The organism is Thermodesulfobacteriota bacterium (assembly GCA_031082315.1).
In the GTDB taxonomy this organism is placed as follows: Bacteria; Desulfobacterota; QYQD01; order QYQD01; family QYQD01; genus QYQD01.
This window is the reverse complement of sequence record JAVHLC010000010.1, coordinates 80,069-105,876: the sequence shown is the minus strand read 5'-3', so window position 1 is coordinate 105,876 and position 25,808 is coordinate 80,069. Positions and strand designations below refer to the sequence as shown.

27 protein-coding genes are annotated in these 25,808 nt (G+C 50.4%); 18 read left to right on the top strand and 9 right to left on the bottom strand.

What is annotated here, in order from left to right; all coding sequences use genetic code 11:
• Nucleotides 1-133: 133 nt before the first annotated feature.
• Both RDU59_10120 and RDU59_10115 read right to left on the bottom strand, forming a co-directional pair.
• Nucleotides 134-844: a PilZ domain-containing protein gene (locus RDU59_10120; GenBank protein ID MDQ7838827.1), complete on the bottom strand. Its 711-nt coding sequence runs from the start codon at nucleotides 842-844 to the stop codon at nucleotides 134-136.
• A 251-nt stretch (nucleotides 845-1,095) separates the two neighbouring features.
• On the bottom strand, nucleotides 1,096-2,736 hold the full coding sequence (locus RDU59_10115; GenBank protein ID MDQ7838826.1) for a VCBS repeat-containing protein: 1,641 nt from the start codon (nucleotides 2,734-2,736) through the stop codon (nucleotides 1,096-1,098).
• A 284-nt stretch (nucleotides 2,737-3,020) separates the two neighbouring features.
• Here RDU59_10115 and RDU59_10110 point away from each other — a divergent pair, with 284 nt between their 5' ends.
• From RDU59_10110 to alaS, 7 genes are all read left to right on the top strand, one after another.
• A complete protein-coding gene (locus RDU59_10110; protein ID MDQ7838825.1) occupies nucleotides 3,021-3,752 on the top strand; it encodes a VTT domain-containing protein in 732 nt (243 codons plus the stop codon).
• Nucleotides 3,724-4,950 carry a nickel pincer cofactor biosynthesis protein LarC gene (larC, locus tag RDU59_10105; protein ID MDQ7838824.1) on the top strand — a complete coding sequence of 409 codons (1,227 nt, stop codon included), beginning with the start codon at nucleotides 3,724-3,726 and terminating at the stop codon, nucleotides 4,948-4,950. The genes RDU59_10110 and larC overlap by 29 nt, the downstream gene beginning before the upstream one ends.
• Before the next feature lie 189 nt (nucleotides 4,951-5,139).
• Nucleotides 5,140-5,595, top strand: coding sequence for a phosphatidylglycerophosphatase A (locus RDU59_10100; protein ID MDQ7838823.1), 456 nt, complete (start codon nucleotides 5,140-5,142; stop codon nucleotides 5,593-5,595).
• Between the two features lie 39 nt (nucleotides 5,596-5,634).
• Nucleotides 5,635-6,891 carry a competence/damage-inducible protein A gene (locus RDU59_10095; protein ID MDQ7838822.1) on the top strand — a complete coding sequence of 419 codons (1,257 nt, stop codon included), beginning with the start codon at nucleotides 5,635-5,637 and terminating at the stop codon, nucleotides 6,889-6,891.
• Nucleotides 6,866-7,429, top strand: coding sequence for an RNA 2',3'-cyclic phosphodiesterase (gene thpR / locus RDU59_10090; GenBank protein ID MDQ7838821.1), 564 nt, complete (start codon nucleotides 6,866-6,868; stop codon nucleotides 7,427-7,429). The genes RDU59_10095 and thpR overlap by 26 nt, the downstream gene beginning before the upstream one ends.
• A 31-nt stretch (nucleotides 7,430-7,460) precedes the next feature.
• A complete protein-coding gene (recA, locus tag RDU59_10085) occupies nucleotides 7,461-8,495 on the top strand; it encodes a recombinase RecA (GenBank protein ID MDQ7838820.1) in 1,035 nt (344 codons plus the stop codon).
• Nucleotides 8,496-11,129, top strand: coding sequence for an alanine--tRNA ligase (gene alaS / locus RDU59_10080; protein ID MDQ7838819.1), 2,634 nt, complete (start codon nucleotides 8,496-8,498; stop codon nucleotides 11,127-11,129).
• Between the two features lie 76 nt (nucleotides 11,130-11,205).
• On the opposite strand, the gene RDU59_10075 is transcribed toward alaS, so the two are convergent.
• Entirely contained in the window at nucleotides 11,206-11,916 is a 711-nt protein-coding gene (locus RDU59_10075; GenBank protein ID MDQ7838818.1) for an outer membrane protein assembly factor BamD, read from the bottom strand.
• 5 nt (nucleotides 11,917-11,921) lie between these two features.
• A complete protein-coding gene (gene trxA, locus RDU59_10070) occupies nucleotides 11,922-12,257 on the bottom strand; it encodes a thioredoxin (protein MDQ7838817.1) in 336 nt (111 codons plus the stop codon).
• Between the two features lie 348 nt (nucleotides 12,258-12,605).
• On the opposite strand from trxA, the gene RDU59_10065 reads away from it, so the two are divergent.
• The 7 genes from RDU59_10065 (at nucleotide 12,606) to RDU59_10035 (ending at nucleotide 18,039) form a co-directional block, all read left to right on the top strand.
• Complete coding sequence (locus tag RDU59_10065; protein ID MDQ7838816.1) at nucleotides 12,606-13,565, top strand: GDP-mannose 4,6-dehydratase; 960 nt, start codon at nucleotides 12,606-12,608, stop codon at nucleotides 13,563-13,565.
• Between the two features lie 4 nt (nucleotides 13,566-13,569).
• The gene (locus tag RDU59_10060) at nucleotides 13,570-14,883 is read left to right on the top strand and encodes a UDP-glucose/GDP-mannose dehydrogenase family protein (GenBank protein MDQ7838815.1); all 1,314 of its coding nucleotides are present in this window, start codon (nucleotides 13,570-13,572) and stop codon (nucleotides 14,881-14,883) included.
• 199 nt (nucleotides 14,884-15,082) lie between these two features.
• Nucleotides 15,083-15,643, top strand: coding sequence for a hypothetical protein (locus RDU59_10055; protein ID MDQ7838814.1), 561 nt, complete (start codon nucleotides 15,083-15,085; stop codon nucleotides 15,641-15,643).
• Between the two features lie 202 nt (nucleotides 15,644-15,845).
• On the top strand, nucleotides 15,846-16,163 hold the full coding sequence (locus RDU59_10050) for a Rho termination factor N-terminal domain-containing protein (GenBank protein MDQ7838813.1): 318 nt from the start codon (nucleotides 15,846-15,848) through the stop codon (nucleotides 16,161-16,163).
• A 21-nt stretch (nucleotides 16,164-16,184) separates the two neighbouring features.
• The gene (locus RDU59_10045; GenBank protein MDQ7838812.1) at nucleotides 16,185-17,081 is read left to right on the top strand and encodes a phosphoribosylaminoimidazolesuccinocarboxamide synthase; all 897 of its coding nucleotides are present in this window, start codon (nucleotides 16,185-16,187) and stop codon (nucleotides 17,079-17,081) included.
• Nucleotides 17,082-17,097: 16 nt separating this feature from the next.
• Nucleotides 17,098-17,739, top strand: coding sequence for a thermonuclease family protein (locus RDU59_10040; GenBank protein MDQ7838811.1), 642 nt, complete (start codon nucleotides 17,098-17,100; stop codon nucleotides 17,737-17,739).
• Between the two features lie 123 nt (nucleotides 17,740-17,862).
• Nucleotides 17,863-18,039, top strand: coding sequence for a hypothetical protein (locus tag RDU59_10035; protein ID MDQ7838810.1), 177 nt, complete (start codon nucleotides 17,863-17,865; stop codon nucleotides 18,037-18,039).
• 135 nt (nucleotides 18,040-18,174) lie between these two features.
• Here the strand turns inward: RDU59_10035 and mtaB are convergent, their stop codons facing one another.
• From mtaB to RDU59_10020, 3 genes are read right to left on the bottom strand one after another with little or no spacing between them, the layout of a single operon-like run.
• Nucleotides 18,175-19,491, bottom strand: a complete 1,317-nt coding sequence (mtaB, locus tag RDU59_10030) for a tRNA (N(6)-L-threonylcarbamoyladenosine(37)-C(2))-methylthiotransferase MtaB (GenBank protein MDQ7838809.1) — start codon at nucleotides 19,489-19,491, stop codon at nucleotides 18,175-18,177.
• Nucleotides 19,484-20,563, bottom strand: a complete 1,080-nt coding sequence (gene mnmA, locus RDU59_10025) for a tRNA 2-thiouridine(34) synthase MnmA (protein ID MDQ7838808.1) — start codon at nucleotides 20,561-20,563, stop codon at nucleotides 19,484-19,486. The genes mtaB and mnmA overlap by 8 nt, the downstream gene beginning before the upstream one ends.
• Before the next feature lie 12 nt (nucleotides 20,564-20,575).
• Nucleotides 20,576-21,001, bottom strand: a complete 426-nt coding sequence (locus RDU59_10020) for a 4Fe-4S dicluster domain-containing protein (protein MDQ7838807.1) — start codon at nucleotides 20,999-21,001, stop codon at nucleotides 20,576-20,578.
• A gap of 331 nt (nucleotides 21,002-21,332) precedes the next feature.
• Here RDU59_10020 and RDU59_10015 point away from each other — a divergent pair, with 331 nt between their 5' ends.
• Both RDU59_10015 and RDU59_10010 read left to right on the top strand, forming a co-directional pair.
• Nucleotides 21,333-21,824 (top strand): hypothetical protein, encoded by a 492-nt coding sequence (locus RDU59_10015; GenBank protein MDQ7838806.1) that lies wholly within the window; start codon nucleotides 21,333-21,335, stop codon nucleotides 21,822-21,824.
• Between the two features lie 23 nt (nucleotides 21,825-21,847).
• On the top strand, nucleotides 21,848-22,189 hold the full coding sequence (locus RDU59_10010; GenBank protein ID MDQ7838805.1) for a hypothetical protein: 342 nt from the start codon (nucleotides 21,848-21,850) through the stop codon (nucleotides 22,187-22,189).
• A 381-nt stretch (nucleotides 22,190-22,570) separates the two neighbouring features.
• On the opposite strand, the gene RDU59_10005 is transcribed toward RDU59_10010, so the two are convergent.
• Together RDU59_10005 and RDU59_10000 are read right to left on the bottom strand one after the other, a co-directional pair.
• Nucleotides 22,571-23,668, bottom strand: a complete 1,098-nt coding sequence (locus RDU59_10005; protein MDQ7838804.1) for an IS91 family transposase — start codon at nucleotides 23,666-23,668, stop codon at nucleotides 22,571-22,573.
• Nucleotides 23,655-24,539, bottom strand: coding sequence for a site-specific integrase (locus tag RDU59_10000; GenBank protein ID MDQ7838803.1), 885 nt, complete (start codon nucleotides 24,537-24,539; stop codon nucleotides 23,655-23,657). Before RDU59_10000 ends, RDU59_10005 begins: the two co-directional genes overlap by 14 nt.
• A gap of 239 nt (nucleotides 24,540-24,778) precedes the next feature.
• On the opposite strand from RDU59_10000, the gene RDU59_09995 reads away from it, so the two are divergent.
• Together RDU59_09995 and RDU59_09990 are read left to right on the top strand one after the other, a co-directional pair.
• Nucleotides 24,779-25,243 carry a hypothetical protein gene (locus RDU59_09995; protein ID MDQ7838802.1) on the top strand — a complete coding sequence of 155 codons (465 nt, stop codon included), beginning with the start codon at nucleotides 24,779-24,781 and terminating at the stop codon, nucleotides 25,241-25,243.
• Between the two features lie 104 nt (nucleotides 25,244-25,347).
• Complete coding sequence (locus RDU59_09990; GenBank protein ID MDQ7838801.1) at nucleotides 25,348-25,794, top strand: hypothetical protein; 447 nt, start codon at nucleotides 25,348-25,350, stop codon at nucleotides 25,792-25,794.
• Nucleotides 25,795-25,808 lie beyond the last annotated feature (14 nt).

Sequence of the window (25,808 nt, the reverse complement as noted above, 5' to 3'; positions counted from 1 at the left end):
GGATTCCGGATGGAGCGATCAGCACTCAGCAATCAGCTTAATGTGTTATTTGTCTTAGATTTTTACTGATCCGCCTTAGGCGGAATCGCTGAAAGCGTGAAGCCGGAAACAGTAGTTTCCGGATGAACACCACTTAGTCTTCCATCCCGCGTAACTTGCGGAGCATAAAACGTTCCAGTCTGCGGATATAGTCGTTCACTATATTTTCTGTCTTATTATCAATACCTGTGAATTCTAACCCGCACTGGATCACGTTGGTCTCCATATTATCTTGCAACCTTCTTACTATGGCTGACTTTACGGCAATCCCGTAAACTTTTCCCTCCAGGAGGAGATGGACTCTGAGCTCTTTTAGTTCATCACCGAGCTTTAGAAATTTTTCTTTTCCCTTATTTCGGGGTACGAGGATGGCTAATCCGCTTACACTGATGTCTTTTATGGCGAAGGCCGAGGTTTCTCCTCCCGGGGACATCCTCACTTCACTGCCTGAGGGGACATCAATACGGAAGTGCCGCCGTCTTTGGATACGAACAATTTCTTTGGGGGAATAGACCCATATCTCCCTGTCCTCTGCCTTGTAGGGCTTGGTTGAAAAACGATACGGGATTTTTTGGCTGTCAATACATTCAAAGATAAGCTTGGGATCCGGATGAGAGAGAATAATATCCGCAAAATCTTCTATCCAGTCCATTGCCACATATTGTTGGTCACCGATTACAGGGAGCTTAAGGATGATAGTTAAACGAGTGTAATCAGCGCCAGGAATAAACAGGCTGAGTTGAGTTTTCCTCAACATGATCTCGCGCAAAAAACGCAGGGCATTTTTACCGACAAGGGTTTCCATGAATTAATCGATTTTTGTATCCTGGTTATACGGAACAGATTTTCGCCGGATGTCCCTAAGAATACATCGGTAAGTTAACCGTTAACTTCAAAAAAATGTCAACAAAAAAACAGATTACAACGGTCGGCAGTCAAGGAAGGTGAGAGGGGAGACGTAAGGGGAGGGACGAGAGACGAAAGACGCCTCACGTTTGGAGCTATACGCTACCCGCTGAAAGCTATGTGTTCTGTGGTTAACCTTTTGATAAAACGCTATTCGTCCTGACTGACGTTGAGCCTGTAGCTGATTATCGTGCTTTTGCCGGAAACAAGGGGTGCGACGCCGGTTCTCATTATGATACCGACAAAGAGTTCGTAATGGTCTTTCCCATCGGTATCTACTAACTGATAATCACAGACTCCACCGGATATCTTGCGTGTCTTCCAACTTTCCGCCAGGCCCAGCCCGTCCCAGCTGAGCAAATATATCTCGCTGCTGGTATATTCTTTGAAGTTTCGCAACAGTCGGGATGCGGTAGAAAGGTTTCTGTTTACTATAAGGTCGGCAATACCATCTTTGTTTAGATCGGTCACAGTGATCCGTGAGGGCAGATATATCCTTTCTTCAGTGTCGGAGCGTGTGCGGTTGGGGTTGACCGTAACAAAGTTAATAGTTTCTCCATAGGGTTCGTCACTTTTCCAGCGCAGTTCACCGGAGGCAGCATAAACCTTGAGTTTATTGTGTTCATCAATCATGATAGTTTCTGCAGTCTTGTCTCCGTCGATATCCGCTATCGTGAAATTGAATACGTTAGCGCCTACAGGCAGGCCAAGTTGTTCTCCGGCCTGTAACTTTTTGTTTACCCATAGCAGCTCGCAAACGGCCAACGTAAAGGGACTATTAATATCTTTTTGCTGGCCGACTATGGTCAGGTTGCCCCCTGCCAGCTTAGTTATCCTGAGATACCAGCGGAGATGTTCGGCGATGCGCACAAAATCTGAGCCGTTCCATTCCAGAACGAATGAATCCACGTTGCCGGAACTCAGGTTGGACACGTAAATTTCAGGGGTCCCGTTACCGTTTATATCCCCTACGTCCACGGAAAGTTGATCATAGGTGGATTTGCCCTTGATATGTTTTACCTCGTCCAGTTTTTCACCTTTTTGCCGGTATATCCAGACATCTGTCTGGGTGATGAAGACTATTTCTTTCTGTCCATCGCCGTCCAGGTCGATTACCTGCATCCCTCTCATAACGGCTGGAAACTCCTGGCTCTTCCAAAAACCGGCCTTCTTTTGTTTGGCAGAAAGTTGAATAAAATCCGGATTTAGATTAGAAGAAGGCTCCTCTTCCTGGCTGGACAATAAAATCCGCTGTGGATGGGCTGCAACCGTCGTTTGTTCCTTAGGCGGGGCGATGGCGGTACGGGTGATAACCGGAGTCCGGCCAAATATCTTGGCATTTATATCCCCGGCAAATTCATCTACTTTAGGAATGACTTCATCCAGACTTTTTGTCTGAGTATAAACGGACATGGCCGGCTGGTTAAGATTTGTGGCTACTATTTTGGCGTCCAGGCTGCTTGAATTTCCGAGTACCGTAAGGCTGCCGAAAAGGATGTAATCGACCTTTAACTCCTGGCCCAGTTTTTTGGCCGATATTTCATTTAAATCGCCCGTATATTTCTGGTATATATCTTTAACCGCGTGCTTTTCCAGCACCACGACTTTCCCCTCCCAGGCAATACGGCTGGCCAGCATGTCGAAGATGCCGTCCTGTAGGTAGGACAGATCACCCGGCGCATGGACATTGAAGGGGATAATGGCAACCCTGGCCGGTTCTCCGGCCCAAAGCGATGAGCATAAGCTCAGGATTACAAATAGACTACTTATTGATATAATAAACTTTTTCATGGCGGCTACCTTGGCTTTTATGGATAGCCGTAGGGTAACATTTGGTGTGACCGTAGTCAAGATTAAAGGCCGACCCTATCCACACTTGACGGCTTCGTAAAAAGTCCATTTGCTGCGTTGCGCGGCGTCCTTCGTCACTGCGGCGTAGCTACAAGTACGCCTCATTCCTCAGGATTTGCGCGCCTTGCAACTGGAGCTTTTTACTGTGCCGTCCAAACCTTGACTTTTTACGAGTTCATCATACTTGACTTGCCAAAAGTCTTAAAAATAAGTATAGAAAAACAATGGACAAGGGCAATCTCTACAAAAAGTTATTACTCTGGGCCATTATTCTTTTATGCCTCTCATTGTTCGGTCTGGTACTGCTCCATAATTCTTTATCAACTATTGGATATGACAAATTCAGCGCCCTGCTTTCTGACCGGGAAAAGATCCGGGATTTTGTGGCTTCTTTCGGCTCGCTGGCGCCCCTGGCCTTTATCGGCCTCCAGATAATGCAGGTGGTAATCTCCCCGATTCCGGGGGAGGCCACTGGTGGATTTATCGCCGGATACCTCTTTGGTGCGGTTAAAGGATTTATCTATTCGACTGTTGGATTAACCTTGGGTTCATGGTTGGCCTTTAGTATCTCCAGAATATTTACGCCCTATGTAACCCGCCGCTTAGGCCAGACAAAGATCTACAATAAGTTCAACTTCATAGTCGAGCACCAGGGCGTTATTATAGCCTTTATCCTTTTTTTGCTGCCGGGGGTTCCCAAGGACTCTCTATGTTATCTCCTGGGGCTTAGTCTCATGCCTACCAGTGTCTTTCTCGTCATCGCTGCGGTTGGCCGCATACCCGGCACGCTGATGTTTGCCCTCCAGGGGAGCAAGGTCTTTGATAAAGAGTATGTCGGTTTTTTTATCCTGCTTGGGATAGCTCTGGCTGCCGTTATCTTTTCATACATGGCCAGAGAGAAAATCTACAGACTGGTCCAGGGGCTTCATGCAAAAAACACGGATACAAAAAAATAAAATACCAGGATACACCCGCGATTCTATACTGTACTTCGACTGCCTTGGGGGCATAAGCGGCAATATGGTGGTGGGGGCGCTTCTGGACCTGGGATTGCCCCTGGAAAAACTGAGGGGCGAGCTGAAGAAGCTCTCCTTAAAAGGATATCATTGCCGCGCCCAGCGTTCTAAAAGATACCCCATCAGCAGCATATTTTTTGAGGTAGATGTAAGGGAAAAGACGCCCCCGGAGCGCCGGTTTGTTGATATCCGGGAGCTCATATCGGAGAGCCTCCTTGATGCGCCGGTGAAAAAAATAAGCCTGGATATATTTAAACGCCTCGCCGGGGCCGAGGCCCGTGTCCATAACACGCCGCTGGCCAGGGTCCACTTCCATGAGATAGGCGGTGTCGATACCATAGTTGATATCGTAGGGGCGGCTATCGGTTTTAATTACTTTGGGATAAAAGAATTCTATTGCTCGCCCCTTCCTATGTCCAGAGGCTGGATAACCTCCAGCCACGGCCGCTTGCCGCTACCCGCCCCGGCCACCCTGGCCCTCCTTAAGGGAGCGCCTACATATCCGGTGGATAGCCAGGTAGAGCTTGTAACTCCTACGGGAGCAGCTATTGTCACTACCCTGGCTAAAGATTTCGGGCAGATGCCGGCCATGCGCATCGATAAGGCGGGTTACGGTGCGGGCACATCTGAACTGTCAGAAATACCAAATCTCCTGCGCCTGGTCTCCGGGCATCCTTTGGCGATCCCCGAATCAAGGCCGGTCGCGGTCATAGAGTCGCATATCGACGACATGAACCCCGAGTTTTATGACCACCTGATGGACAAATTGTTTGAGGCCGGGGCGTTAGACGTCTCTTTATCTCCCATACAAATGAAGAAAAACCGGCCGGGGACGCTGCTGCGGGTGATAAGTCCCGAGGCAGTAAAAAACCTGCTTATGGAGATCATATTGCGTGAGACCACCACCCTGGGGCTGCGCTATTACGAAGCCCGGCGTTTTGCTGTAGAACGCACTGTGGGCCAGGTCAGGACGGAGTGGGGTCTGGTAAAGGTAAAGATAGCGAGGGGAACGGATGGACGGCGGATTGTTTATCCTGAGTATGAAGAATGCCGAAAAATAGCCAACGAATACAATGTCCCCCTCAAATATGTATATCAGAAGATCGCCCTGGCCGGTGCTGGAGAGCAGGCTGATTAATTAATGTTCATCCGGAAACTACTGTTTCCGGCTTCACGCTTTCAGCGATCAGCGATTAGCTGTCAGCAAAAATCTAAGACAAACATCACATTAAGCTGAACGCTGATGGCTGAGTGCTGATTGCTCCATCCGGAATCCTTGGGTTCCCGGATGAAAACTAAAAGATATTCTCAAAAGGATAATTAAGTCTTGCGTAGTTTGATACTCTTTTTGGCCACAGGGGCCTATTTCGGACGGTTACCTCTGGCCCCGGGGACGTGGGGCAGCCTGTGGGGGGTATTATTTCATTATTTGCTGGCGCGATATTCGCTGCTCTTCTATCTCCCCGGCCTTATCGTGCTGATTTTTCTGGCAGTCATAGTCGCTCATCAGGCAGAGATCATAACCGGACAAAAAGACGACTCTTCCATAGTAATTGACGAAATTGCCGGGATGGCGGTAACTCTTACGCAAATTCCTCCAACCGGTTGGGCGGTTGTGGTTGGGTTCTTACTTTTTCGTTTCTTTGATATTACCAAGATATTTCCTGCTAAAACGCTTGAGGGAGTATTACCCGGAGGTTACGGTATAGTGGCTGACGACATTGTCGCAGGCATATATGCCAACTTGATTTTACGCCTTATCCTCTACATCACCGCGGCCTAAAGGCTGCGGCTACCAAAATTGGCATTATAGGGATAATCCATGAAAGGTGAGATTATAGCCATCGGCGATGAATTATTGGTGGGACGGGTCCCAAATACTACCAGCCTATTTGCGGCCAGGCGGTTTTTTGAGGCGGGTTATGTTATAAGGAAGATGAGCATCGTGGGAGACCAGCCGGAATCTATAGAAGAGGGGCTCACTCAGGCCATGCAGAAGGCCGACTTTGTGATAGTTACGGGCGGGCTGGGGCCTACCAGTGATGATCTGACCACGGAAGTAACTTCCCGCATCCTTGGCCGCAGGCTTGTATTTCACAATGAGATCAGAGAGCGAATCGAAAAATACTTCCAGGCCAAAGGGGAGAAACCGTGTGAAGAATACCTTAAGCTGGCCTGGCTGCCTGAAGGGGCCACCCTACTGGATGAAATAGGCAAAGCGGCCGGTTATTTTCTGGAGCACGAGGGGAAAACTCTTTTTTTTCTGCCCGGGGTTCCCGATCAGATGAAGGACCTCCTGGACCGCAAGGTCTTGCCGTACCTGGCAACCAAATGGAGGCCCTCTGTGGTTACCAGGCAGGAAGTCATAAAGACCTTCGGGCTGGTCGAGTCAGAGATAAATGCCCGCTGTGCGGATCTGGAAGAGATTTATCCCAGGCTTAAAATCGGTTATTATCCCGATTTTCCTGAAGTCCACGTGACCTTGACTTTCAGTAGTGAACCCCTGGGTGAGACTGAGGCTATCCTTTCCAGGGCCAAGGCAGAACTGGAAGCGAGATTGTATCCGCATATCTTTGGCTATGGGGACGATACGCTGGAGAAAGTAGTGGGGGACTTTTTAAGGGCCAGGAAGCTTAGTCTCTCTGTGGCGGAATCGTGTACGGGCGGGCTGCTTGGACACCGCCTGACCAAAATACCTGGAAGCTCGGATTATTTCGAGCGAGGGGTTATCACCTACAGTAACCTCTCAAAGGTGGAACTTCTCCATGTCTCTGAAGAGACGCTTACTGCCTTTGGCGCAGTCAGCGCCGAGGTGGCTGAACAGATGGCGCGCGGAGTTAAAGAGAAAAGCCGCACCGATATCGGTCTTTCGGTAACCGGCATTGCCGGCCCTACTGGTGGTACACCGGAAAAACCGGTGGGGACAGTCTATATCGGCCTGGCCGTTCCCGGAAATACGGTAGCTCATCATTTTTTGTTCCGGGGCACGCGTGAGATGATTCAAAAGGTAGCGGCAGAGACCGCCCTGGATGGATTGAGAAGGTATCTGGCGCATGATACGCTCGTTTTTGGCAGTTGATCCGCCCATGGATCTTCGTGAATCTATAGTTAGCGCTACCATGGGGCTACGCACCCCGGCTGCCGATATAAAATGGGTCAGGCCGGAAGGCATCCATCTTACTTTGAAATTTTTCGGCAATATTGAGGAAGGAAAGGTTGAGCCCATCGTTAATGCGGTAAGCGGGGTTATAACTGACCGGAAGCCGCTGGTCTTGAAGGCCGAAGGTATAGGCGCCTTCCCGGATTTAAGGCGGCCGCGGGTCATCTGGATCGGGATGACCGGCGATATAGAGCGTTTGATGGTTATACAGAAAAGTATCGAACAGGCCCTTTCCGGCCTGGGTTTTCCGGCAGAAGACAGACCATTTACCCCGCATTTGACCCTGGGACGGGTACGTTCCTATAAGAGGGCCTCGGATTTGGCCCATAAAATTGAAGGGCTTAAAGATATAAACTTTACTCCTTTTACCGTCAATGAGCTAATACTCTATAAAAGCGCCCTGCGCCCTGAAGGCGCCATCTATACCCCCTTGCGGCGACTACCATTAATAGGTTAATATCAGCCTTAATAAAAACTGGAGGGATAACATGGCAACACCAATGGATAAAAGCAAAGCCGTAGAACTGGCCGTCATCCAAATCGAAAAACAATTCGGAAAAGGCTCTATTATGCGCCTGGGGGCTAACGAACGGGTAGTGGATGTCCCCATTATTCCGACCGGCTCCCTGGCTTTAGATATAGCCTCCGGCATAGGGGGTATCCCCCGCGGGAGAGTAACCGAGATCTTCGGGCCGGAGTCTTCCGGTAAGACGACCCTGGCCTTACATATTGTGGCGGAGGCCCAGAGAAGAGGGGGTACAGCAGCCTTCATTGACGCAGAACATGCCCTGGATGTGGGTTATGCGCAAAAGCTGGGGGTTAAGACCGATGAGCTTTTGGTGTCTCAGCCGGATACCGGTGAACAGGCCCTGGAAATTGCCGAGGTGTTGGTGCGTAGCGGGGCGGTAGATGTACTGGTCGTTGACTCCGTGGCAGCGCTCGTTCCGCGCGCCGAGATAGAAGGGGAAATGGGCGATTCTCATGTCGGACTTCAAGCCCGCCTCATGTCCCAGGCCCTGCGCAAGCTTACCGGCAGCATCAGCCGGTCTCTGACCTCGGTGATATTCATTAATCAGATACGCATGAAAATCGGTGTCTTCTATGGCAACCCGGAGACGACTACGGGCGGCACGGCCCTTAAGTTTTATGCCTCTATGCGTCTTGATATTCGAAAGATAGGCAATCTCAAGGAGGGGCAGGATATTGTAGGCAGCCGCACAAGGGTGAAGGTGGTCAAAAATAAGATGGCGCCGCCCTTCAAAGAGGCAGAATTTGATATTTTATACGGTTCGGGTATATCCAGGGAGATGGACGTCCTGGACCTGGCTACGGCCGTGAACATAATTGATAAGAGCGGCGCGTGGTATTCCTATAGCGGGGAAAGAATCGGCCAGGGACGTGAAAATGCCCGGTTATTCCTAAGGGACAATCCTGCGGTAATGGCGGCCATTGAGGACAGAATTAAAGAAGCCTATGGGATTGCCGGGAGCGATACGGAAAAGGCGGCAAAACAGGACAAATAAATGACCGGACAGGAGATCAGAGAAAAATTTATAGAGTATTTTGTTACAAAAGGCCATACGGTAGTTAAAAGCTCATCCCTGGTGCCGGCCGATGACCCAACCCTGCTTTTTACCAATGCCGGGATGGTCCAGTTTAAACAGGTATTTCTGGGAGGGGAAAGGCGCGATTATGTCCGGGCGGTTTCGGTACAAAAGTGTATGCGGGCCGGCGGCAAGCACAACGACCTGGAAAATGTGGGCCGGACGGCGCGGCATCATACGTTTTTTGAGATGCTGGGTAATTTTTCCTTTGGAGACTATTTCAAGGAGGAAGCCATCGCCTTTGCCTGGGAGTTTTTGACCGGGCACCTAAAACTGCCTGCAGAAAAGTTGTGGGTTTCCGTCTATGAACAGGATAACGAGGCCTATGAAATCTGGCGTACAAAAATAGGTCTGCCTGCGGAAAGAATAGTCAGGCTCGGGGAAAAGGATAACTTCTGGGCCATGGGGGATACCGGCCCCTGCGGGCCCTGTTCTGAAATCCTCATTGATCAGGGCGAGGGGATCGGCTGCCGTAGGCCGGATTGCCGGGTAGGTTGTGATTGCGATCGTTACCTGGAACTGTGGAATCTGGTCTTTATGCAGTACTACCGGAATGAAAAAGGAGAGCTGCATCCGCTGCCCCGGCCCAGCATTGATACGGGTATGGGATTGGAACGTATTGCCGCGGTCCTGCAGGGCAAAAAAAGCAACTATGAATCCGACCTGTTTCAGGGAATCATCGCGGCCATAGCCGGCCTGGCCGGGACCTCTTATGGCCAGGGTGAGGCCCGCGATATGGCCATGCGGGTCATTGCCGATCACAGCCGGGCAGCCGCCTTTCTCATCGCCGACGGGGTGTTGCCCTCCAACGAAGGCCGCGGCTATGTGCTCAGAAGGATACTGCGCCGCGCCGTCCGTTATGGCCAGGAGCTTGGTCTTACCAAACCCTTTCTGGGCGAGATAACCGGCGTTGCGGCCGGTATTATGGGGAAGACCTACCCGGAATTAATAGAATCTGCCGATTTTGCGAGAAAGGTCCTTTTAAATGAAGAGGAACGCTTTGCGGAGACCCTAGACTTCGGCCTCCGTCTCCTTCAGGAGGAAATAGCCGACCTGAGGGCCAGGGGGGGGCATATTATATCAGGTGATACCGTCTTTAAACTCTACGATACCTACGGGTTTCCCATAGACATCATCCAGGATATAGGGCAGGAAAACGGCCTTGAAATCGATAATGCCGGTTTCCAGGAGTATATGGCCAGACAACGCGAGCTCTCCAAGAAGGCCTGGAAGGGTGAACCAATGGAGATTCCTCTTGTATTTCGCGACCTGCTGGACAAAGGGCAAAAGACGGAGTTTGTCGGCTATGCGGTCTGCTCGACCCGCTCCCGGTTGTGGCTATTGGTCAAAAATGGCGAGGCAGTGGCGGAGGCGGGAAAAGGCGAGGCGGTGGAGGTCGTGGTGGAAAAGACGCCTTTCTATGCGGAGGCCGGGGGGCAGGTAGGAGATCAGGGGACCATCAGAGGACATACAGGCACGGTGGTTATCGAGGAAACTATCAGCATAGCGGGCAGGCTTTATGTACATCGCGGCCGGGTGATAGATGGGAAAATAAAGGCCGGCGAAGAGGTAGAACTGGCCATATCCCCGGAGCGACGGCAGTCCGTGGCCCTAAACCATACCGCCACCCATCTCCTCCATGCCGCACTGCGAACCGTCCTGGGTGAGCATGTCCGGCAGTCCGGCTCTCTGGTGGCCCCGGATAGACTGCGTTTTGATTTCACGCATTTTTCGCCGGTAGAGGCGGCTGACCTGGAGAGAATCGAGGCCATAGTCAACGGGAAGATCCGGGAGAATATTCCCCTGGAGACGGATATACAGGCCCTGGAACAGGCCATACAAAACGGGGCGACCGCCCTCTTTGGGGAAAAGTATGGAGACCGGGTGCGGGTGGTATCTATCGGCCCTTTCAGCAAGGAACTTTGCGGGGGTACGCATGCGGCCCGGACCGGTGATATAGGTCTGTTCAAGATCGTGGGTGAAGGCGGGGTAGCCGCCGGCATCCGCCGTATAGAGGCCGTAACCGGCAGTGTGGCCCTGAGGTTGGCGCAGGAACAGGATCTAAGATTAAAGCGACTGGGCCATCTTTTGAAAGCGGGCACGGAAGAATTAGAAAACAAGATAGAGAAATTAATAACCAGACAGAAAGAACTGGAAAAGGAAGTCGCTGATTTAACGTCTAAACTTACCATCCAGGGATTGGACGGTATCCTGCAAGGCGCCAGAAAAATGGATGGGTTCCATGTCCTTTCTACGATAGTCCCCATAGATAGTCCCAGGACCCTGCGGGAACTCGCCGACAGATTTCGTGACAAGATCGGGTCGGGTATAGTCGTGCTCGGAGGTATCCATGATAACAAAGTCCACCTTGTGGCCGTGGTTACCAAAGACCTGACCAAGAGATTTCATGCCGGAGATATCGTTAAAAAAGTGGCCCAACTGGTAGGCGGCAGTGGCGGTGGACGGCCGGATATGGCCCAAGCCGGCGGCACTAAGGTCGATAAGCTTCCTGAGGCGCTGGATATTGTTTATAAGGTTGTGGCTGAGGGCTGAAGGCTACATTAAGTGGCTGAAAGCTGACCGTCGAAGATTCGCCGGTATTGTGGCGAGCTGGCGGCTGAATGCTATATTATGAGACGTCTGCGGCGAGCTTTCCCTCGCACTGTTTGATAAGGGCCAGGGCTTTTTCTTTAGCCGAGGTCTCCGGATAGTCGCTTACCAGTCGTCTCAGGCGGTTTAAAGCCGCCTGATATTGTTCGGTCCTTAGATAGAACCTGCCTACATATAACTCGTGTTCGGCCAATTTTTCCCGGCACTGCCTGATCTTTTCTTTCGCCTCAATAACGTATGGACTGTCCGGGTACGTGTTCAGTAAGCGGTGAAATTCATTCAAGGCATTTCTGGTAGCGGCCTGGTCACGGTCGACACCAAGCATCTGCCTGAAATAAGACATGCCGATCTGATAGGTTACGTAGGGCAAGGCCTCATTGGTTGGATGAAGCTTCTCAAACTCCTGGTAGGCGCTGACGGCCTCTTCATATTCTTTGCGATGATAATGAATATCGGCTAGTTTCAGGGCAGCCAGGAGACTATATTGGCTGAACGGATGACGGTCCTTTATCTGCTGGAAGGCCTCTGCGGACTTATAATAATCTCCGCCACGCAGATAAGCCATACCCGATGTTGCCAATTCTTCGGCGGTTTTTTCACTCGGTGGTTTAGGAAAGACTAAAGAAGTAATTGTAGCGCAGCCGGTAAAAAATAACAGGAAAAACAGTACAAAAGAAAAGGTGGCGATCCTTTGCATGTCGCCGCTTCTAATCCGTTTAACTTTATTCATATTATTTATGTCTCAAGGATCTTTTTGATGCCGCTTTCAATGATGTTTTTAGAGACTGCGCCGGTAATCTGATCGGCCAATTTACCGTCTTTAAAAAAAAGCAGCGTAGGAATGGCCCTGATGCCATATTTACTAGGCGTGGCCGGATTTTCGTCCACGTTCATTTTTGCGACCCTCATGCGGTCTGCATATTCCTCGGCCAGTTCTTTAACCACCGGGGCAATCGCCCGGCACGGGCCACACCACGCCGCCCAGAAATCTACCAGCGCCGGCTTATCACTTTTGAGGATATCTGTCTCAAAACTGCTGTCGCTAACCTCCAGGACATTACCTTCTGCCATGACAACCCCTCCTGAGTGGTGTTTTTGATTGCTATCCTTTACCACGGGAGGTATAGAGATTACAAGAATTTTTTTGTTTAGTTACCTATAGCTATGAGTTAAAATCTCCTTTTCAAAAATACCATCTCCAAAAAAATTGACATGCCGGATAAAACATCATAAAAAGAGCCTAATTAGTGTTCATCCGGAAACTGCCGTTTCCGAATGAAAGCTCTCAGCGATCAGCTTTCAGCCGTCAGCAAAAAATAAGACAAACAACATCTTAAGCTGAACGCTGATAGCTGACTGCTGACCGCTCCATCCAGAAAACCGGGGGGTTCGGATGGAAACTAATTATTAGGAGGGTAAATGGCGGTCATGGTAACTGGTGGAGCGGGATTCATTGGCTCCCATCTGGTCGAAAAACTGCTTAGTACTGAAGAGGTGGTTTGTGTCGATGACTTCAATGACTTTTACGACCCGGCCATCAAGCATCGCAACCTGGAACCGGCCCTGCAGAGCCGGAATTTTCATCTGCGGCAGGGAGATATTCGCGACCCCTCCTTTATGGAAGGTGTGTTTCGCGAGTTTCCATTAACCGAGGTCATCCACCTGGCGGCACGAGCCGGAGTACGTCCGTCTTTAAAGGACCCCCTGCTTTACGAGGATGTAAATGGACGCGGTACCTTAAATATCCTGGAGCTTTGCCGTAAATATGACGTAAAGAGGTTTATCTATGGCGGGTCGTCTTCAGTGTATGGCATAAACAATAAGATCCCGTTTTCAGAAGATGACGAGATATCAAAGCCCGTATCTCCTTACGCGGCCACCAAACGGGCCAATGAACTCATGTGTTATACCTATCATCACCTTTACGGCATCCATGTTACCGTGCTGCGTTTTTTTACGGTTTATGGCCCGCGTCAGCGGCCGGAGATGGCTATTCACAAGTTTACGCGCCTTATCGACGAGGGCCTGGAGGTGCCGCTCTACGGAGACGGTTCGTCCCGGCGGGATTATACTTACATTGATGACATCATTCAGGGTGTAATGGCGGCCCGGGCATCCACTGCAATAGGGCCTTATGATATCTTCAACCTGGGCGAATCGCATACTACAGAGTTAAGGAAGCTGGTGGCCCTGATAGAAGATGCCCTGGGAAAGAAAGCACGCATAAAATGGCTGCCCGACCAGCCGGGCGATGTGCCCGTCACCTATGCGGACATATCAAAGTCTGAGGGACTGCTCGGTTATAATCCTCAGGTGACGGTGGAAGAAGGCATCCCATTATTTGTAAAATGGTATCAGGAAATGAAGGTTAAGAGGTAGGCTTATGCACATTACCGTGATTGGCACCGGCTACGTGGGACTGGTCACCGGCGCAGGGTTGGCTGACTTTGGGTTGCAGGTTATCTGCGTCGATCAGGACAAGGACAAGATTAAAAGGCTCAAAAAGGGCGAGATACCTTTTTACGAACCGGGGCTGGAAGAGTTGGTCTCCAAGAATGTAAAAAATGGCCGCCTTTCTTTTACCACGGATATGAAGACCTCGGTAAGGCAGTCTCTGGTCATATTTATTGCCGTGGGCACGCCGGATGACGGGCAGGGACAACCGGATCTCTCACAGATAGAAGCGGTGGCCGGAGAAATGGCAGAGGCAATCGACGACTATAAGGTAATCGTTATCAAAAGTACGGTACCGGTGGGGACTAACCGTTGGATTAAAGGGGTTATCTCCGCCTCAGGCGGGAAAAAAGGCATTAAAGTGGACGTCGTGTCAAATCCGGAATTCCTGCGTGAGGGATCAGCCATTGAAGATTTTATGCGTCCCAACCGGGTGGTTCTTGGTTCTGACAGCGCCGAGGCCCTGGCCGTTGTAAAGGATATTTACCGGCCTCTCTATCTGATCGAAACTCCCTTTGTTATAACCGGCCTGGAAACCGCCGAGTTGATTAAATACGCTTCAAATGCCTTTCTGGCGACAAAGATATCATTTATCAATGAAGTGGCGAATCTTTGTGAAAAGCTCGGAGCGGATGTGCATCACGTAGCCAGGGCCATGGGCCTGGACGGTCGGATAGGGCCGAAATTCTTACATCCGGGGCCGGGCTATGGAGGCTCTTGTTTCCCCAAGGATACACTGGCACTTGCCCACCTGGGAAGAAAGCAGGGCAGTCCGCTCAGTATTGTTGAGACCGTGATTGAAGTAAACCAAAGGCAGCGGGCCCGGATGGTCAATAAGATTGAGACAGCGCTGGGCTCCTTGAAGGGGAAAACAGTCGGTGTACTGGGTCTTACTTTTAAACCCAACACCAGCGATGTACGGGAATCTCCGGCTATTGACATAGTCAGAATATTGCTGGAAAAGGGGGCAAAGGTAAGAGCCTATGATCCGGCCGGCGTGGATGAGTTTAAGAAGGCGGTAACCGGCAGAAACCTTTCCTTTTGCCAGGATGCCTACCGGGCGGCAAAAGGGGCAGACGCCCTTGTGTTTCTTACGGAATGGAACGAGTTAAGGAACCTGGACCTGAAAAAGCTCCGGAAGATAATAGCCCAGCCCCTGATCCTGGATTTACGAAATATCTATGACTCGGGGAAAATGCGCGAACTTGGCTACACTTATATCGGTGTTGGCCGGGGTATATAGTGAATGTCATTAGTCATTATTTAGTTTTCATCCGAAAACTGTCGTTTTCGGATTCAAGCTTTCAGCCATCGGCGATCAGCTCTCAGCTAAAAACCAAGATAAACAATATATTAAGCTGTATGCTGATAGCTGACCGCTGACTGCTTCATCCGGAAATCTTGGGTTTTCTGATGAACACTAGTTAAGGATGGTGAAGATAATGTTCCCAGAGAAAAAATACTTATTTGGGGGAGTCGTCTGCCTCTTATTCTGTATTTTATCTTCTTTGTCTTGCAGCCCGCGGCTGACCTTGGCCGAGGCCGAACTAAAGTACGGCCCGCGCCCACCGGTAGTAGAGCGCTTTTTTTGTCCGGCCGCCATCAGAAGCGGTGACACGCTGAAGTTCTATATCTCCGCTAAAGATGAGGACGGGGATCTGGCTTACATCCATGTCAATGTACGTCAGAGGGGTGCGGGTGAAGAATCGGTGCCCTACATGAAGGTGCGCAAGGATAACCGGGCGCAAGTGGCCGGGTATCTTTACATGCTTACGCCGCCGGCTGTCCTTTTTGGAGAGGCTATAAATGTTGCCGTGGCCGTCATAGATCAGGCCGGCCACCGTAGCGGAGACGTATCACAGGATATATATTTTGGCAACGAATCTCCGCCGGATTGTCCGCCCGGATGGGAAAAAGAATGCAATGACCCGTTGGGGTTTATCCCTGTTTTTTTACGTCCTTTCCAGGAGAGAAGTACGTTAATAAGTCCCAGGACAATGTAGGGTTACAAAGTTAAAGATGATGGCTTCGTAAAAAGTAAAATTTTACCGCAGAGATCGCTGAGAGCGCTGAGATAAGGAATGAAGTTATTCGTTAATTGTTATTCGTTATTCGAGTAACCAATAACCAATAACGGAAATGAAGTTTCTCTGTGTTCTCTGTGGTTAAGTTTTGATAATGCTAAACGATTAGAAAGGAGAGATTATGGGAAAGAAAGAAAAAGAAATGAAGGAAAAACCGCTTGAGTCCATGACCGTTAAGGATCTCCGGGAGATCGCCTTGCAGATCCCTGATATTGTCGGCGTTCACGGAATGAATAAGGACGAGGTTGTCGCGGCTATCAAAAAGGCGCGCGGCATTACGGATGAGCCCAAGAAAAAGCCTGCCGCCACTATGCGCGAGATAAAGGCCAAGGCTAAGGAGTTGCGGGCCAAGCTTGTGGCCGCTCATGAAAGCGGAGACAAGAAAAAGGCCTGTATTAATCGCCGCCGCATAAGCCGTCTCAAGAAAAAGACCCGCTGAGCGGGATGATGGTGAGGTAAGATGGCTGCTGGCGCTGTTTTTGAGACACATATTGAAGGGCTGCCCCTTTTCAACCGGGGCAAGGTGCGCGACGTCTATGATGCCGGCGAACACCTGCTCATCGTGGCTACAGACCGGCTTTCGGCCTTTGATGTGGTGATGCCCAACCCCATACCGGACAAGGGCCGCATCTTAACCCGGATATCGCTTTATTGGTTCCGGGAACTGGCCGACATAGCGCCCAATCACCTGATCTCAGGCGAGGTAAAAGACTTTCCGGCCGTATGCCGTAAATATGCCGAAATCCTTGCCGGCCGTACCATGCTGGTCAAGAAGGCCAAGCCCCTCCCCGTAGAGTGCATTGTGCGTGGTTACCTGTCGGGCTCGGGGTGGAAAGAGTACCGGAAGACGGGAGCGGTATGCGGTATAACCCTGCCCAAAGGGCTTACGGAATCGGCCAAACTGCCGGAGCCGATTTTTACCCCTTCGACCAAGGCCGAGGCCGGTACGCATGATCAGAATATCTCTTTTCCCGAAGTCGAGAACCTGATCGGAAAAGAGATGGCCGCCAAAATTGCGCAAATAAGCCTGCGGCTATATAAAAAGGCGTCCTCCCTGGCCGAGAAGAAAGGGATTATTATAGCCGATACCAAATTTGAATTTGGGTTGACAGGTGAAAACCTGATGCTGATTGACGAGGTCCTGACGCCCGATTCCTCACGTTTCTGGCCGCAGGATCAATATCAACCCGGCCAGGGTCAACCCAGTTTTGACAAACAATTCGCCCGTGATTATCTGTTGTCACTCCATTGGGACCAGAAACCACCGGCCCCTGAGCTGCCTCCGGAGATAATAGCAAAGACCAGGTCCAAGTATATCGAGGCCTTCGAGCGGCTTACCGGCAAAAAATTTGTTTAAAGGCCGCCATCTACTTATGAGAGATAAACGCAAAAAAGTCTGTTTCGTTGTCTGTCTCTTTGTCCTTTGGGCCCATCTTTTCAGCGCTCCTGTCCTGGCCGACATGGTGGCCACGGTGGTCTGGGTGTTCGATGGAGATACTATAAAGCTTTCAAACGGCGCCAGGGTGCGCTATGCAGGCGTAAACACCCCGGAAGTGGCCCACGATGGGCAGCCGGCACAGCCATTAGCCGATGAGGCCTGCCTTTTGAACAGGCGTCTGACGCGGGGCAGGCAGGTACGGATCCAGATTGACAAGGAGAAGTATGACCAGTACGGGCGATTGCTGGCTTATGTCTTTTTGCCGGACGGGACCTTTGTTAATAGCGCTTTGGTGGAAAAGGGGCTGGCCATGGTATATACAACCCCGCCCAATGTGAGATATGACCAGGACCTGTTAACCCTGCAGCGCCGGGCCATGCGTGAAAGGGTGGGCCTTTGGGCCTCGGCCGACCCCGGCAAGGAACCCTTTTACATCGGCAATACGCGGTCGCGTCGCTTTCATAGCCCGTCCTGCCATCTTGGCCAAAAGACAGGCCGGCGTAACAAGGTCATCTACCGGAACCGTCTGGAGGCATTCTATGATGGGTTAAGTCCGTGTAAAAAGTGCAATCCCTGACATAAAGTCTACAGACGAATGGCGCTTCATTTTTAGACTTTATCTATTTTTTATTTTGGTGTATAAGCAAACCAATAAGAAAGGCCACTACTTCCGATAAGTTGAGAGATAACGGGGGGAAATATGAGTGAAAAAGCGGTACATTCCTTGGCGGTAATTATTGTTCTTTGCCTGGTCGTAGTCGTTTCTTCCGGACTATTCTGGCATCTCTGGCACGCCTGGGGCAGCCTTATCGTAGGGGAAATCGTGATGATCAGCATTATGGGTTTCCTGGTTCGTAAGGTGATCAGGTTCGGATGAGCTGTCTGTAAGCACTCAGCAATCAGCTGTCAGTTGTCAGCAAAAAACCAGGACAAACAACGACACATTAAGCTGAATGCTGATAGTTGACAGCTGGGCCGACCGTAGGCTGGAAACCCTGGGTTTCCGGATGGATTACAGAAGAACACCGATAACTTGGTCGCTCAGGATGCGTTCGATTTTTACGTCTATCATCCCGCTGATAGATACACCTTTTGTGTCTATCAAAACCGGGATGTAATTGGGCGTAAGCCCTTTATAAAGTTTAGAATGCCTGTCCCGGCCCTCGATTAGAACGCTGGTCTCTTGTCCCAGGTTTCGAAAATAGAATGTCTTCTTTTTGAGAAGCCCCATCTCCTTAAGCTGTCCGGCCCTCAGAGTGGTTGCCTTTGCGTTTACGCTTTCCGGAAAGGCACAGGCAGCGGTTCCCCGACGGGCGGAATAGCGGAATACGTGCAGATAGGTTATGGGCAATTCGGATAAGAGATCATAGGTATCTTTAAACTCCTTTTCCCCCTCTCCCGGAAAGCCGACCATTACATCCGTGCCTATGGCTGCCATAGGTATGGCATCATGAATCATGCCGATCATATCCTTATAAAATTCCGCGGTGTAATGGCGGTTCATCCTTTTTAACGTCTCTGTACTTCCACTTTGCAGGGGGATGTGGAAGTGGGGACAGATGACCTCTGATCCGGCCATGAATGTCACCAGTTCTTTTGTTATCTCCGTGGGTTCGATCGAGCTGATGCGGATTCTACGAAGCCCATTTACCTTTTCCAACGACACCAGAAGTTCATAGAGCGAGGCCGGCGGGGTGAGATCCCGGCCGTACCGTCCCAGGTTGATGCCGCTAAAGACTATTTCTTGATAGCCGCCCTCCACAAGCCGCGCCACTTGTTTAAGCACCTCAACCGGCGGCAGGCTGCGGCTGCGCCCCCGGGCATAGGGGACGATACAATAGGAGCAAAAGGCATTGCAGCCGTCCTGTATTCGGAGAAAGGCCCTGGTGCGCCGCGGGAAATGTTCGACGGTGAAGGGGCAGATATCTGTTACCTCTTCTATAGCCCCCACGTAGATTTCAAAGGAGTTATCCGGGTTATGCGGGCTGAGGTAGTTTGCCAGGTCAAATTTCCGGTCATTTCCAACCAGACAGACATTGCCGGCCTGGCAGAATTCCAACAGTTCCCGGCTGGCCGTCTGGACATAGCAGCCGGTGGCGATAATCCTGGCGGCAGGATTGGTGCGCATGGCCCGGCGGATGAGCTGTCTGGACTGAAAATCCGCTTTGGCCGTGACCGTGCACGTGTTTATGATGTATGCGTCGGCCGGCTGCGAAAACGGGACTATAGTATGACCTTTGGCCCTGAGCTGTTCTTCTATGGCTGCCGATTCAAATTGATTGACCTTACAGCCCAGGGTCTCAATGGCAATCCTCTGTATTTCAGGCAATGAATCCGCCTCCTACCACCACATCCCCTTTATAAAAAACGGCTACCTGTCCCGGCGTAATGGCCTTTTGCGGTTCCTGAAAGCGGACGCGGACAGTGGCCGCATCTACAGAGGTAAGTATCGCAGGGGCTTCCCTGTGTTTATAACGAATACGCGTTTTGACCTTCAATGCCTGCGTGATTTCCCGGGTAGATACCCAATTTATCTTTTCTACCATGCAATCCTGGCGATAGAGGTCTTCCTTCTTGCCGATAATAACCTGTTTTTTCTCAATATTAAACCCCAGGACGTAAAAAGGAGTCGCATCCGGCAGGCCAAGCCCCCGGCGCTGCCCGATGGTGAAATTAAAAATGCCCCGGTGTTTCCCCATGATACGTCCTTCAGTGTCCACGATATCGCCGGAATTAGCCATGTCCGGCGGTATTCGTTCCCGCAGAAATTCTTTATAATCTCCATGGGGGATAAAACAGACCTCCTGGCTTTCACGTTCGGATAAGTCTTTGAGCCTTATCCGGGAGGCATAATCTCTGGCTTCGGTCTTAGACATCTCTCCCAGTGGAAGGAGGATTCGGGCCAGTTGTTCCTGGCTGAGCGTGCAGAGAAAATAGGACTGATCCTTGGCGCGGTCGGAACCCTTGCGCAGGATGAACCGGCCAGCCTCCTCATTATATATCACACGGGCGTAATGGCCGGTAGCTATCTTTTCCGCGCCGAGAGATAAGGCCCTCTCCAGCAGGACGCCCAGTTTGATTTGCCGGTTGCAGACCACGCAAGGGTTGGGGGTCCGGCCCCGCAGGTATTCATCAATAAAATAATGGATGACCTCTTCGCTGAACGGCTTTTCCACATCAACGGTGTAAAAAGGGATATTGAGACGCCGGGCTACGGCCCCGGCTTTTTCGGCGCATACGGCCATATCGTCCGTGGGGATCAACATGTGCAGGGCAAAGATATCGCATCCTTCCTCTTTAAGCAGGGCGGCGGCCACGGCGCTGTCTATGCCTCCGCTTAAGGCTACGGCAATCCTTTTTTGTGGGGGATAGCGGCTCATAGAGAAGGGGATGGGGCGCAAAGAGAGCGGCTTCTAAAAACCTGATGCATTGCGCAGATGAACTTCCATGGCCCGTACCGGGCAGGCCGCCACACAGAGTTCGCAACCGCTGCATTTTTCCGGTTCAAAGCATACCTCCATCTCCGGACGGCGAATATAGAGGGCCCCGGTGGGGCAGACGGCGGTACAGGCCCCGCATTGAAGACACTTGTCCATATTGCGGTTAATGTCCTGACCGATGGTCTTTATTTTTACCCCGCATTCTTCCAGATACTTTATTCCCCGATTAAAATTCTTGCGATGTCCGCTCAGCTCCATAATCATAAGGCCATCCTGCCCCGGCAGGATGGTGGCCTTAAGGATGTTGAAAGAGAGGTCAAATTCCCTGACCAGGTTGCAGACGATCGGTCTATCTACGATATCTTGCGGGAAGCGAAGCACCAGCATGCGTGAATACATGGTATCACCTCATGGTAATTGGGACGGCCTCGTAGTCCGTTTCTATGTCTTATTTATGCTTTTTTGCGGCTTATGTCAATTTTTCAATGTTGGTATCATACATGCCTCAGCGTCAGGCGCCAAGATCCTTCACAGACTCCGCGTGTACTGTCTCAGAAATGACTTTACACAACGGTCATTCCGGATCCCCAATCAAGTTGAGGACAGGCTTGATCCGGAATCCAGTTTATCCTGTTGCGTTTTTTAGCAAATTTCTATACGATACCTATCATATTCAGCTCAGACGAAAAAAAGAGTCTACATAATATATAAGTTAGGCTAAGAAAGGAAAATGAGTCAAGCAATCATCAATCTCATCAAAAATGCTCTTTATGATGGGGCTTTTCTCGACATCAAAAAGGCTTCATCTGGCAACTCAAAAATAGGTGCATTTATCCTTGCAAGCTGCTTCATCGACTATATGGCAGGATTCGTTTGTGGGCGCGAAACAAAACCGAAAGACTACAAAGACTTTGTGAGTCATTATCTACCATCAATCTATAACCCATCAAAACTATACAAGGACCTAAGGTGTAGGCTCGTCCACAATTATTCCGAAGGTGGATCATACTGGTTTAAGGATAACAAGCCGGAGTTACACGGGAAAACTATGAATGGCAGAACCATCATTAATTTGGAGAACTTTATCGACGATTTGGGGAAAGCATTTAATAAACTTTTAGAGGAAATCAAGTCTGATCCATCAAGAAAGCAAAAAGCTGTTGATCGATACAATTCTATTGGACTCCTTTGTGTAGGGGGATTGGCACCCAGAAAGATGTAACTGTTTTGAGGAGGGAGGACATAATGGATTTAGTAAAAGCGTTATGGCGTGGGGAAGTATCACTTGCGAAAACATATTGGATCTTTGGTAGTTGTATTAATGTGCTGCTCTTCATTTCATTATCCTACATTTCTAGAAACGAACAACTATTTTCTACCCCTCCGGGGAAATTGGTTTTCTGGATGCTGTTTGGATTCTCTTTGGTCTATACCCCATTCATTCTTATATGTATTTGGAGGAGTGCGAATAAATATACAGGCACAAAGGCATGGTCAATATTAGCAAAGATCATGGTCATTGTGGGCTGGATGGGCTATATAAAAGAGATGTTGGAAAGTGCTTTAATAATAACGGGGGAAAAATAGGGATGGAGTTCTCAAGAAGTAATATGGAACTAACAATGCCTAACCTTTAAGGATTGAGACGACTTCCTAGTCGTTTCAATCCATTGTTCAAGAAGCCCGTGGTGTGGCACTGATCTTTCTAATAGGGTAATGCTTTTGTGGTGAAGAGGGGGAGTGCGGTATGGGAGAGGAAAAAGAGCCGTCGTCTGAGTCTGGGCAAATAGGCGACAGGTTGTTTTTTAGAGAAAGCGCGCTTTTTTGAGAGAATGAAAAGCTCTTTTTCCTCTGAGAAGTTTTGCACAGGCGGCTTCCGGGCACACCTGTCCTGTGCCGCTTTCATCAAGGCGATGGGTAGCCTGTATTGTGTTCTGCTTGATGAAGTTTTTGCTTGGGCTTTTTGCTTTAGCCCGACGGTCCTCCTTGTATATTGCGGTTTGGCAGAATAAAGAAGATATATTTCAGTGTCCAGCCGCATTGACGGCACTTCATGGGTTGCAGTGGTTCAAGTTCGGCTGCCGGCTCGGCCACTTCGAACCCGTAGGCAAGCTCGATTTTGGCCCGTACTTCATCAAGTGTAACTTTGGAAGTAGGGCTCAGGAAGCCATAGTAGCGCACCTTCATAAAGCCTGTCGGCAGGACGTGCTGGAGAAAGCGGCGGATAAACTCCGCCGTCTCCAACTCCATGGTGCGCAGGCGGTTGCTCTTCTGCTTTTTGTAGCGAAAGAAGACCTTGCCGTCTTCCACCTTGATGATGCGGCTGTCCGTGATGGCCACGCGAAAGACGTACCGGGCGAGGTACTTGATACTTGCGCGGCCATCACCCACTGCCCGGCAGTTCACGTTCCAGCTCTTTTGCCAGGCTTCAGTGCTAATCTCGTTGAGAAATCCGGCCTTTTCCATCCGGTCACGAAATTTGGCCCGGAAGATTAGGGAGAGGGCCTTTACCGGGAGATAGAAGGCACTGTTAGAGGGGTGCCAGAGGCCGTCCTGACTTGAGAGCGCCCCGCCCGGCACCACGTAGTGGATATGGGGGTGGTACTGCAGCTGCCTCCCCCAGGTATGCAGGACGCCGAAGAAACCTGAGATGTCGCTGCCGACGAACTTGGGATTTTCGGTCAGGATACTTATGGCGCTTGCAGAGGCGACAAACAGGGCGGCATAGGTAAGGCGCTGGTGGCTGCGCATAAAAGGGCGGATTTCCCCCGGGACGGTGAAGGTCACCATGAAATGATGACCGGGCAACTGTCGTCCCAACTGTCGCTCGATCCAGAGCCTAGTCTTATGGCCCTGGCATTGGGGGCAGTGGCGGTTGCCGCACGAGCGATGTACCACGTGTGTCTCTCCGCATTTTTCGCAACGGTAGACAAACGAGCCGTTTCCTTCCGTGCGGCAATTAATAATGGCGGCGATGACTTTTTTATGCTCGGTCGGCATGGTCTCGCCGTAGATTCGAAGGTATTCCGGGCCATAGGTGCGAAAGATATCATTAATCATCCCCATCGGTTAGATCCTCCATGAGGTGATTGATGATCCGGGCCGCGTCCTCATGCCCTTTCTGGGTCAGGTGGAGGTAGATCATTGTGGTTTCCAGGGCTGCATGTCCCATGAATCTCTGGATGGCCCGGATATTTACTCCCTCTTCCAAGAGGTGCGTGGCATAAGAATGACGAAGGGTATGGACCGAAACCCCCTTTTTGCGAATGCCGGCCTCGCGAAGGGCATGGCGTAATGCTCCCTGCACGCTGCTTTTGGCCATGGGGTTATTGGCCGTAGCTGCTCCCTGGCCGCTGCGCCCCAAAGCCGGAAAGATCAGGTTCTCATGGCGGTGAGTGAGCCAATGGCGGCGCAGGATGGCCAGTGTCGACTCTGGCAGGGGCACCATGCGGTCCTTGGCGCCTTTGCCCCTGTGGACGTGGATCATCACCCGCCCGCTGTCGATGTCGGATACTTCCAGGCAAAGGGCCTCCTGGAGACGCAGGCCGCAGGAATAGACGGTGGAGAGAAAGGCATGGTTATGGGGGGTGCGAACACGGGCGAGAACGGAATGGACCTCTTCGCGGGAAAGCACCGCGGGAAGCTTCTTTTCTCGGTCGGCGCGCAGGAACTCGAAGGTGTGCCAGTTGCGCTGCAGTACATTGATGAAGAAGAAGCGGATGCCGCTGTAACATATCCGCATGGTAGCTGCCGACCAATGGTCGACGTTTCTGCGGTGGAGGAAGTACTCCTGGAGCTCTTCCTCAGTGACAAGGTCAGGGGTCTTGCTGTAGAATTCGCACAGCATACGCATTGCACGGGTGTATGACTCCTGGGTGCGCGTGCCCAGGCCGTTCAATTGCGATGCCCTCATAGATTTTTCGTACCAGTCGGTCATTATATGGGTCTCCTTTTACGACGAAATTTTCCGCTATTGCGGATGAAGAAAGGGAGTACCTAATGGCTTGCTGGATTGAAAGCTTTGTATGAGGATTGGGGAGAATATCGCGGGACTACTTTATAAAGAGGAATTAAAATCTGCCGCGTAGCGGCTTACTTGAACCATGCCTTGCACGCGGACGGGAGTTCCGCTGCGCTCCACTCCCGCCGGTGAAGGCAACGTTAGGCTTATGATTTATGATGAACTCGGTAAAAAATATATTGAAAAACCTTCGACGGTCGGCCATCAGCAAGAATTCTGAGTTCCAGGAGGGACGACTGGCATTTGCCAACGGGAGCACACGGTTCGAAAATCCTTACGCTGAATCGAGCCAAGCCGCCTTAAGTTGGGATGCTGGCTGGCTGGAAGCGGAGAATGGCCGGAGAAAATTCCTCTCATCCCAAGGCGTGATGATCGATGACTCAAATATTGATGACTCTGATGCACATCCCTTTTGGCATATTGTTTTCTTCATTGGCTTGATTGTAATCTTTTTCCCTTGGTCACTGTTATTACTTCTTTTCCTATTTGGATGGGATGGGACAGTTCATATCTTTCGTGGACTAGTAGTCGGAACCGTTGGGACAATTATTTTCCTCTTGTGGCTGGTAATAGGGTTTCTCATTGTAATTGGCATTGTAGCCTTAATCGCGAATGCCTAACATCCGCCTGGGCAGACGGCGAGAAAATCGCGATTCAACATAAAATCCTGAAGAAGTCCAATATGATATAGGGCCGCTGCTCATCCGGCCCGTTAGGTGAAAAAATGAAAGATATAGATTTAACCATAATGTCCGATCTCCAACTCGCAGAATATAAACAGGGTTGCAGAGAAGATAATCCTCGTGCTGTTCTTGTTGAAAAAGAATTTGAACGCCGTGCCAGATTAGAACAACATAAGTTGGATTTAATTCTCATTGGTAAACAAGTCCAATGGATGAAATTCAGTGCCATACTTGGAGTTGTTGCTGCGCTTGTCGGTGCCATTATAGGAGCCTATTTAGCAGTAAAGATGCCAGAATTCCTGAAAAAACAGCCACAACAAAAATCAGAATCACAACTTGAACAAAGAACTGTTTCTCCTCCATCGGTTCATCAAAAAATAATAATCGAAAAATCTTTGGAAGATAGCGCTTCACAACAACCTCCTAAAAAAATGATAAACCACCTAACAACTGGCTCAACCCGACCGTGCAAAGCCACGTCGGGTTAGCCTTGACGTGTGTG

Bases quoted from the DNA above. Each gene is read 5' to 3' on its own strand.
- recA (MDQ7838820.1), top strand. From the start codon at position 7,461: ATGGCAACACCAATGGATAAAAGCAAAGCCGTAGAACTGGCCGTCATC.
- RDU59_10010 (MDQ7838805.1), top strand. From the start codon at position 21,848: ATGGATTTAGTAAAAGCGTTATGGCGTGGGGAAGTATCACTTGCGAAA.
- RDU59_10050 (MDQ7838813.1), top strand. From the start codon at position 15,846: ATGGGAAAGAAAGAAAAAGAAATGAAGGAAAAACCGCTTGAGTCCATG.
- alaS (MDQ7838819.1), top strand. From the start codon at position 8,496: ATGACCGGACAGGAGATCAGAGAAAAATTTATAGAGTATTTTGTTACA.
- thpR (MDQ7838821.1), top strand. From the start codon at position 6,866: ATGATACGCTCGTTTTTGGCAGTTGATCCGCCCATGGATCTTCGTGAA.
- RDU59_10000 (MDQ7838803.1), bottom strand. From the start codon at position 24,539: ATGACCGACTGGTACGAAAAATCTATGAGGGCATCGCAATTGAACGGC.
- RDU59_10035 (MDQ7838810.1), top strand. From the start codon at position 17,863: ATGAGTGAAAAAGCGGTACATTCCTTGGCGGTAATTATTGTTCTTTGC.
- RDU59_10065 (MDQ7838816.1), top strand. From the start codon at position 12,606: ATGGCGGTCATGGTAACTGGTGGAGCGGGATTCATTGGCTCCCATCTG.
- RDU59_09995 (MDQ7838802.1), top strand. From the start codon at position 24,779: ATGATGAACTCGGTAAAAAATATATTGAAAAACCTTCGACGGTCGGCC.
- RDU59_10005 (MDQ7838804.1), bottom strand. From the start codon at position 23,668: ATGGGGATGATTAATGATATCTTTCGCACCTATGGCCCGGAATACCTT.
- RDU59_10075 (MDQ7838818.1), bottom strand. From the start codon at position 11,916: ATGAATAAAGTTAAACGGATTAGAAGCGGCGACATGCAAAGGATCGCC.
- RDU59_10040 (MDQ7838811.1), top strand. From the start codon at position 17,098: ATGAGAGATAAACGCAAAAAAGTCTGTTTCGTTGTCTGTCTCTTTGTC.
- RDU59_10120 (MDQ7838827.1), bottom strand. From the start codon at position 844: ATGGAAACCCTTGTCGGTAAAAATGCCCTGCGTTTTTTGCGCGAGATC.
- RDU59_10045 (MDQ7838812.1), top strand. From the start codon at position 16,185: ATGGCTGCTGGCGCTGTTTTTGAGACACATATTGAAGGGCTGCCCCTT.
- RDU59_10095 (MDQ7838822.1), top strand. From the start codon at position 5,635: ATGAAAGGTGAGATTATAGCCATCGGCGATGAATTATTGGTGGGACGG.
- RDU59_10055 (MDQ7838814.1), top strand. From the start codon at position 15,083: ATGTTCCCAGAGAAAAAATACTTATTTGGGGGAGTCGTCTGCCTCTTA.
- RDU59_10115 (MDQ7838826.1), bottom strand. From the start codon at position 2,736: ATGAAAAAGTTTATTATATCAATAAGTAGTCTATTTGTAATCCTGAGC.
- larC (MDQ7838824.1), top strand. From the start codon at position 3,724: ATGCAAAAAACACGGATACAAAAAAATAAAATACCAGGATACACCCGC.
- RDU59_10060 (MDQ7838815.1), top strand. From the start codon at position 13,570: ATGCACATTACCGTGATTGGCACCGGCTACGTGGGACTGGTCACCGGC.
- trxA (MDQ7838817.1), bottom strand. From the start codon at position 12,257: ATGGCAGAAGGTAATGTCCTGGAGGTTAGCGACAGCAGTTTTGAGACA.
- RDU59_09990 (MDQ7838801.1), top strand. From the start codon at position 25,348: ATGAAAGATATAGATTTAACCATAATGTCCGATCTCCAACTCGCAGAA.
- RDU59_10020 (MDQ7838807.1), bottom strand. From the start codon at position 21,001: ATGTATTCACGCATGCTGGTGCTTCGCTTCCCGCAAGATATCGTAGAT.
- RDU59_10110 (MDQ7838825.1), top strand. From the start codon at position 3,021: ATGGACAAGGGCAATCTCTACAAAAAGTTATTACTCTGGGCCATTATT.
- RDU59_10015 (MDQ7838806.1), top strand. From the start codon at position 21,333: ATGAGTCAAGCAATCATCAATCTCATCAAAAATGCTCTTTATGATGGG.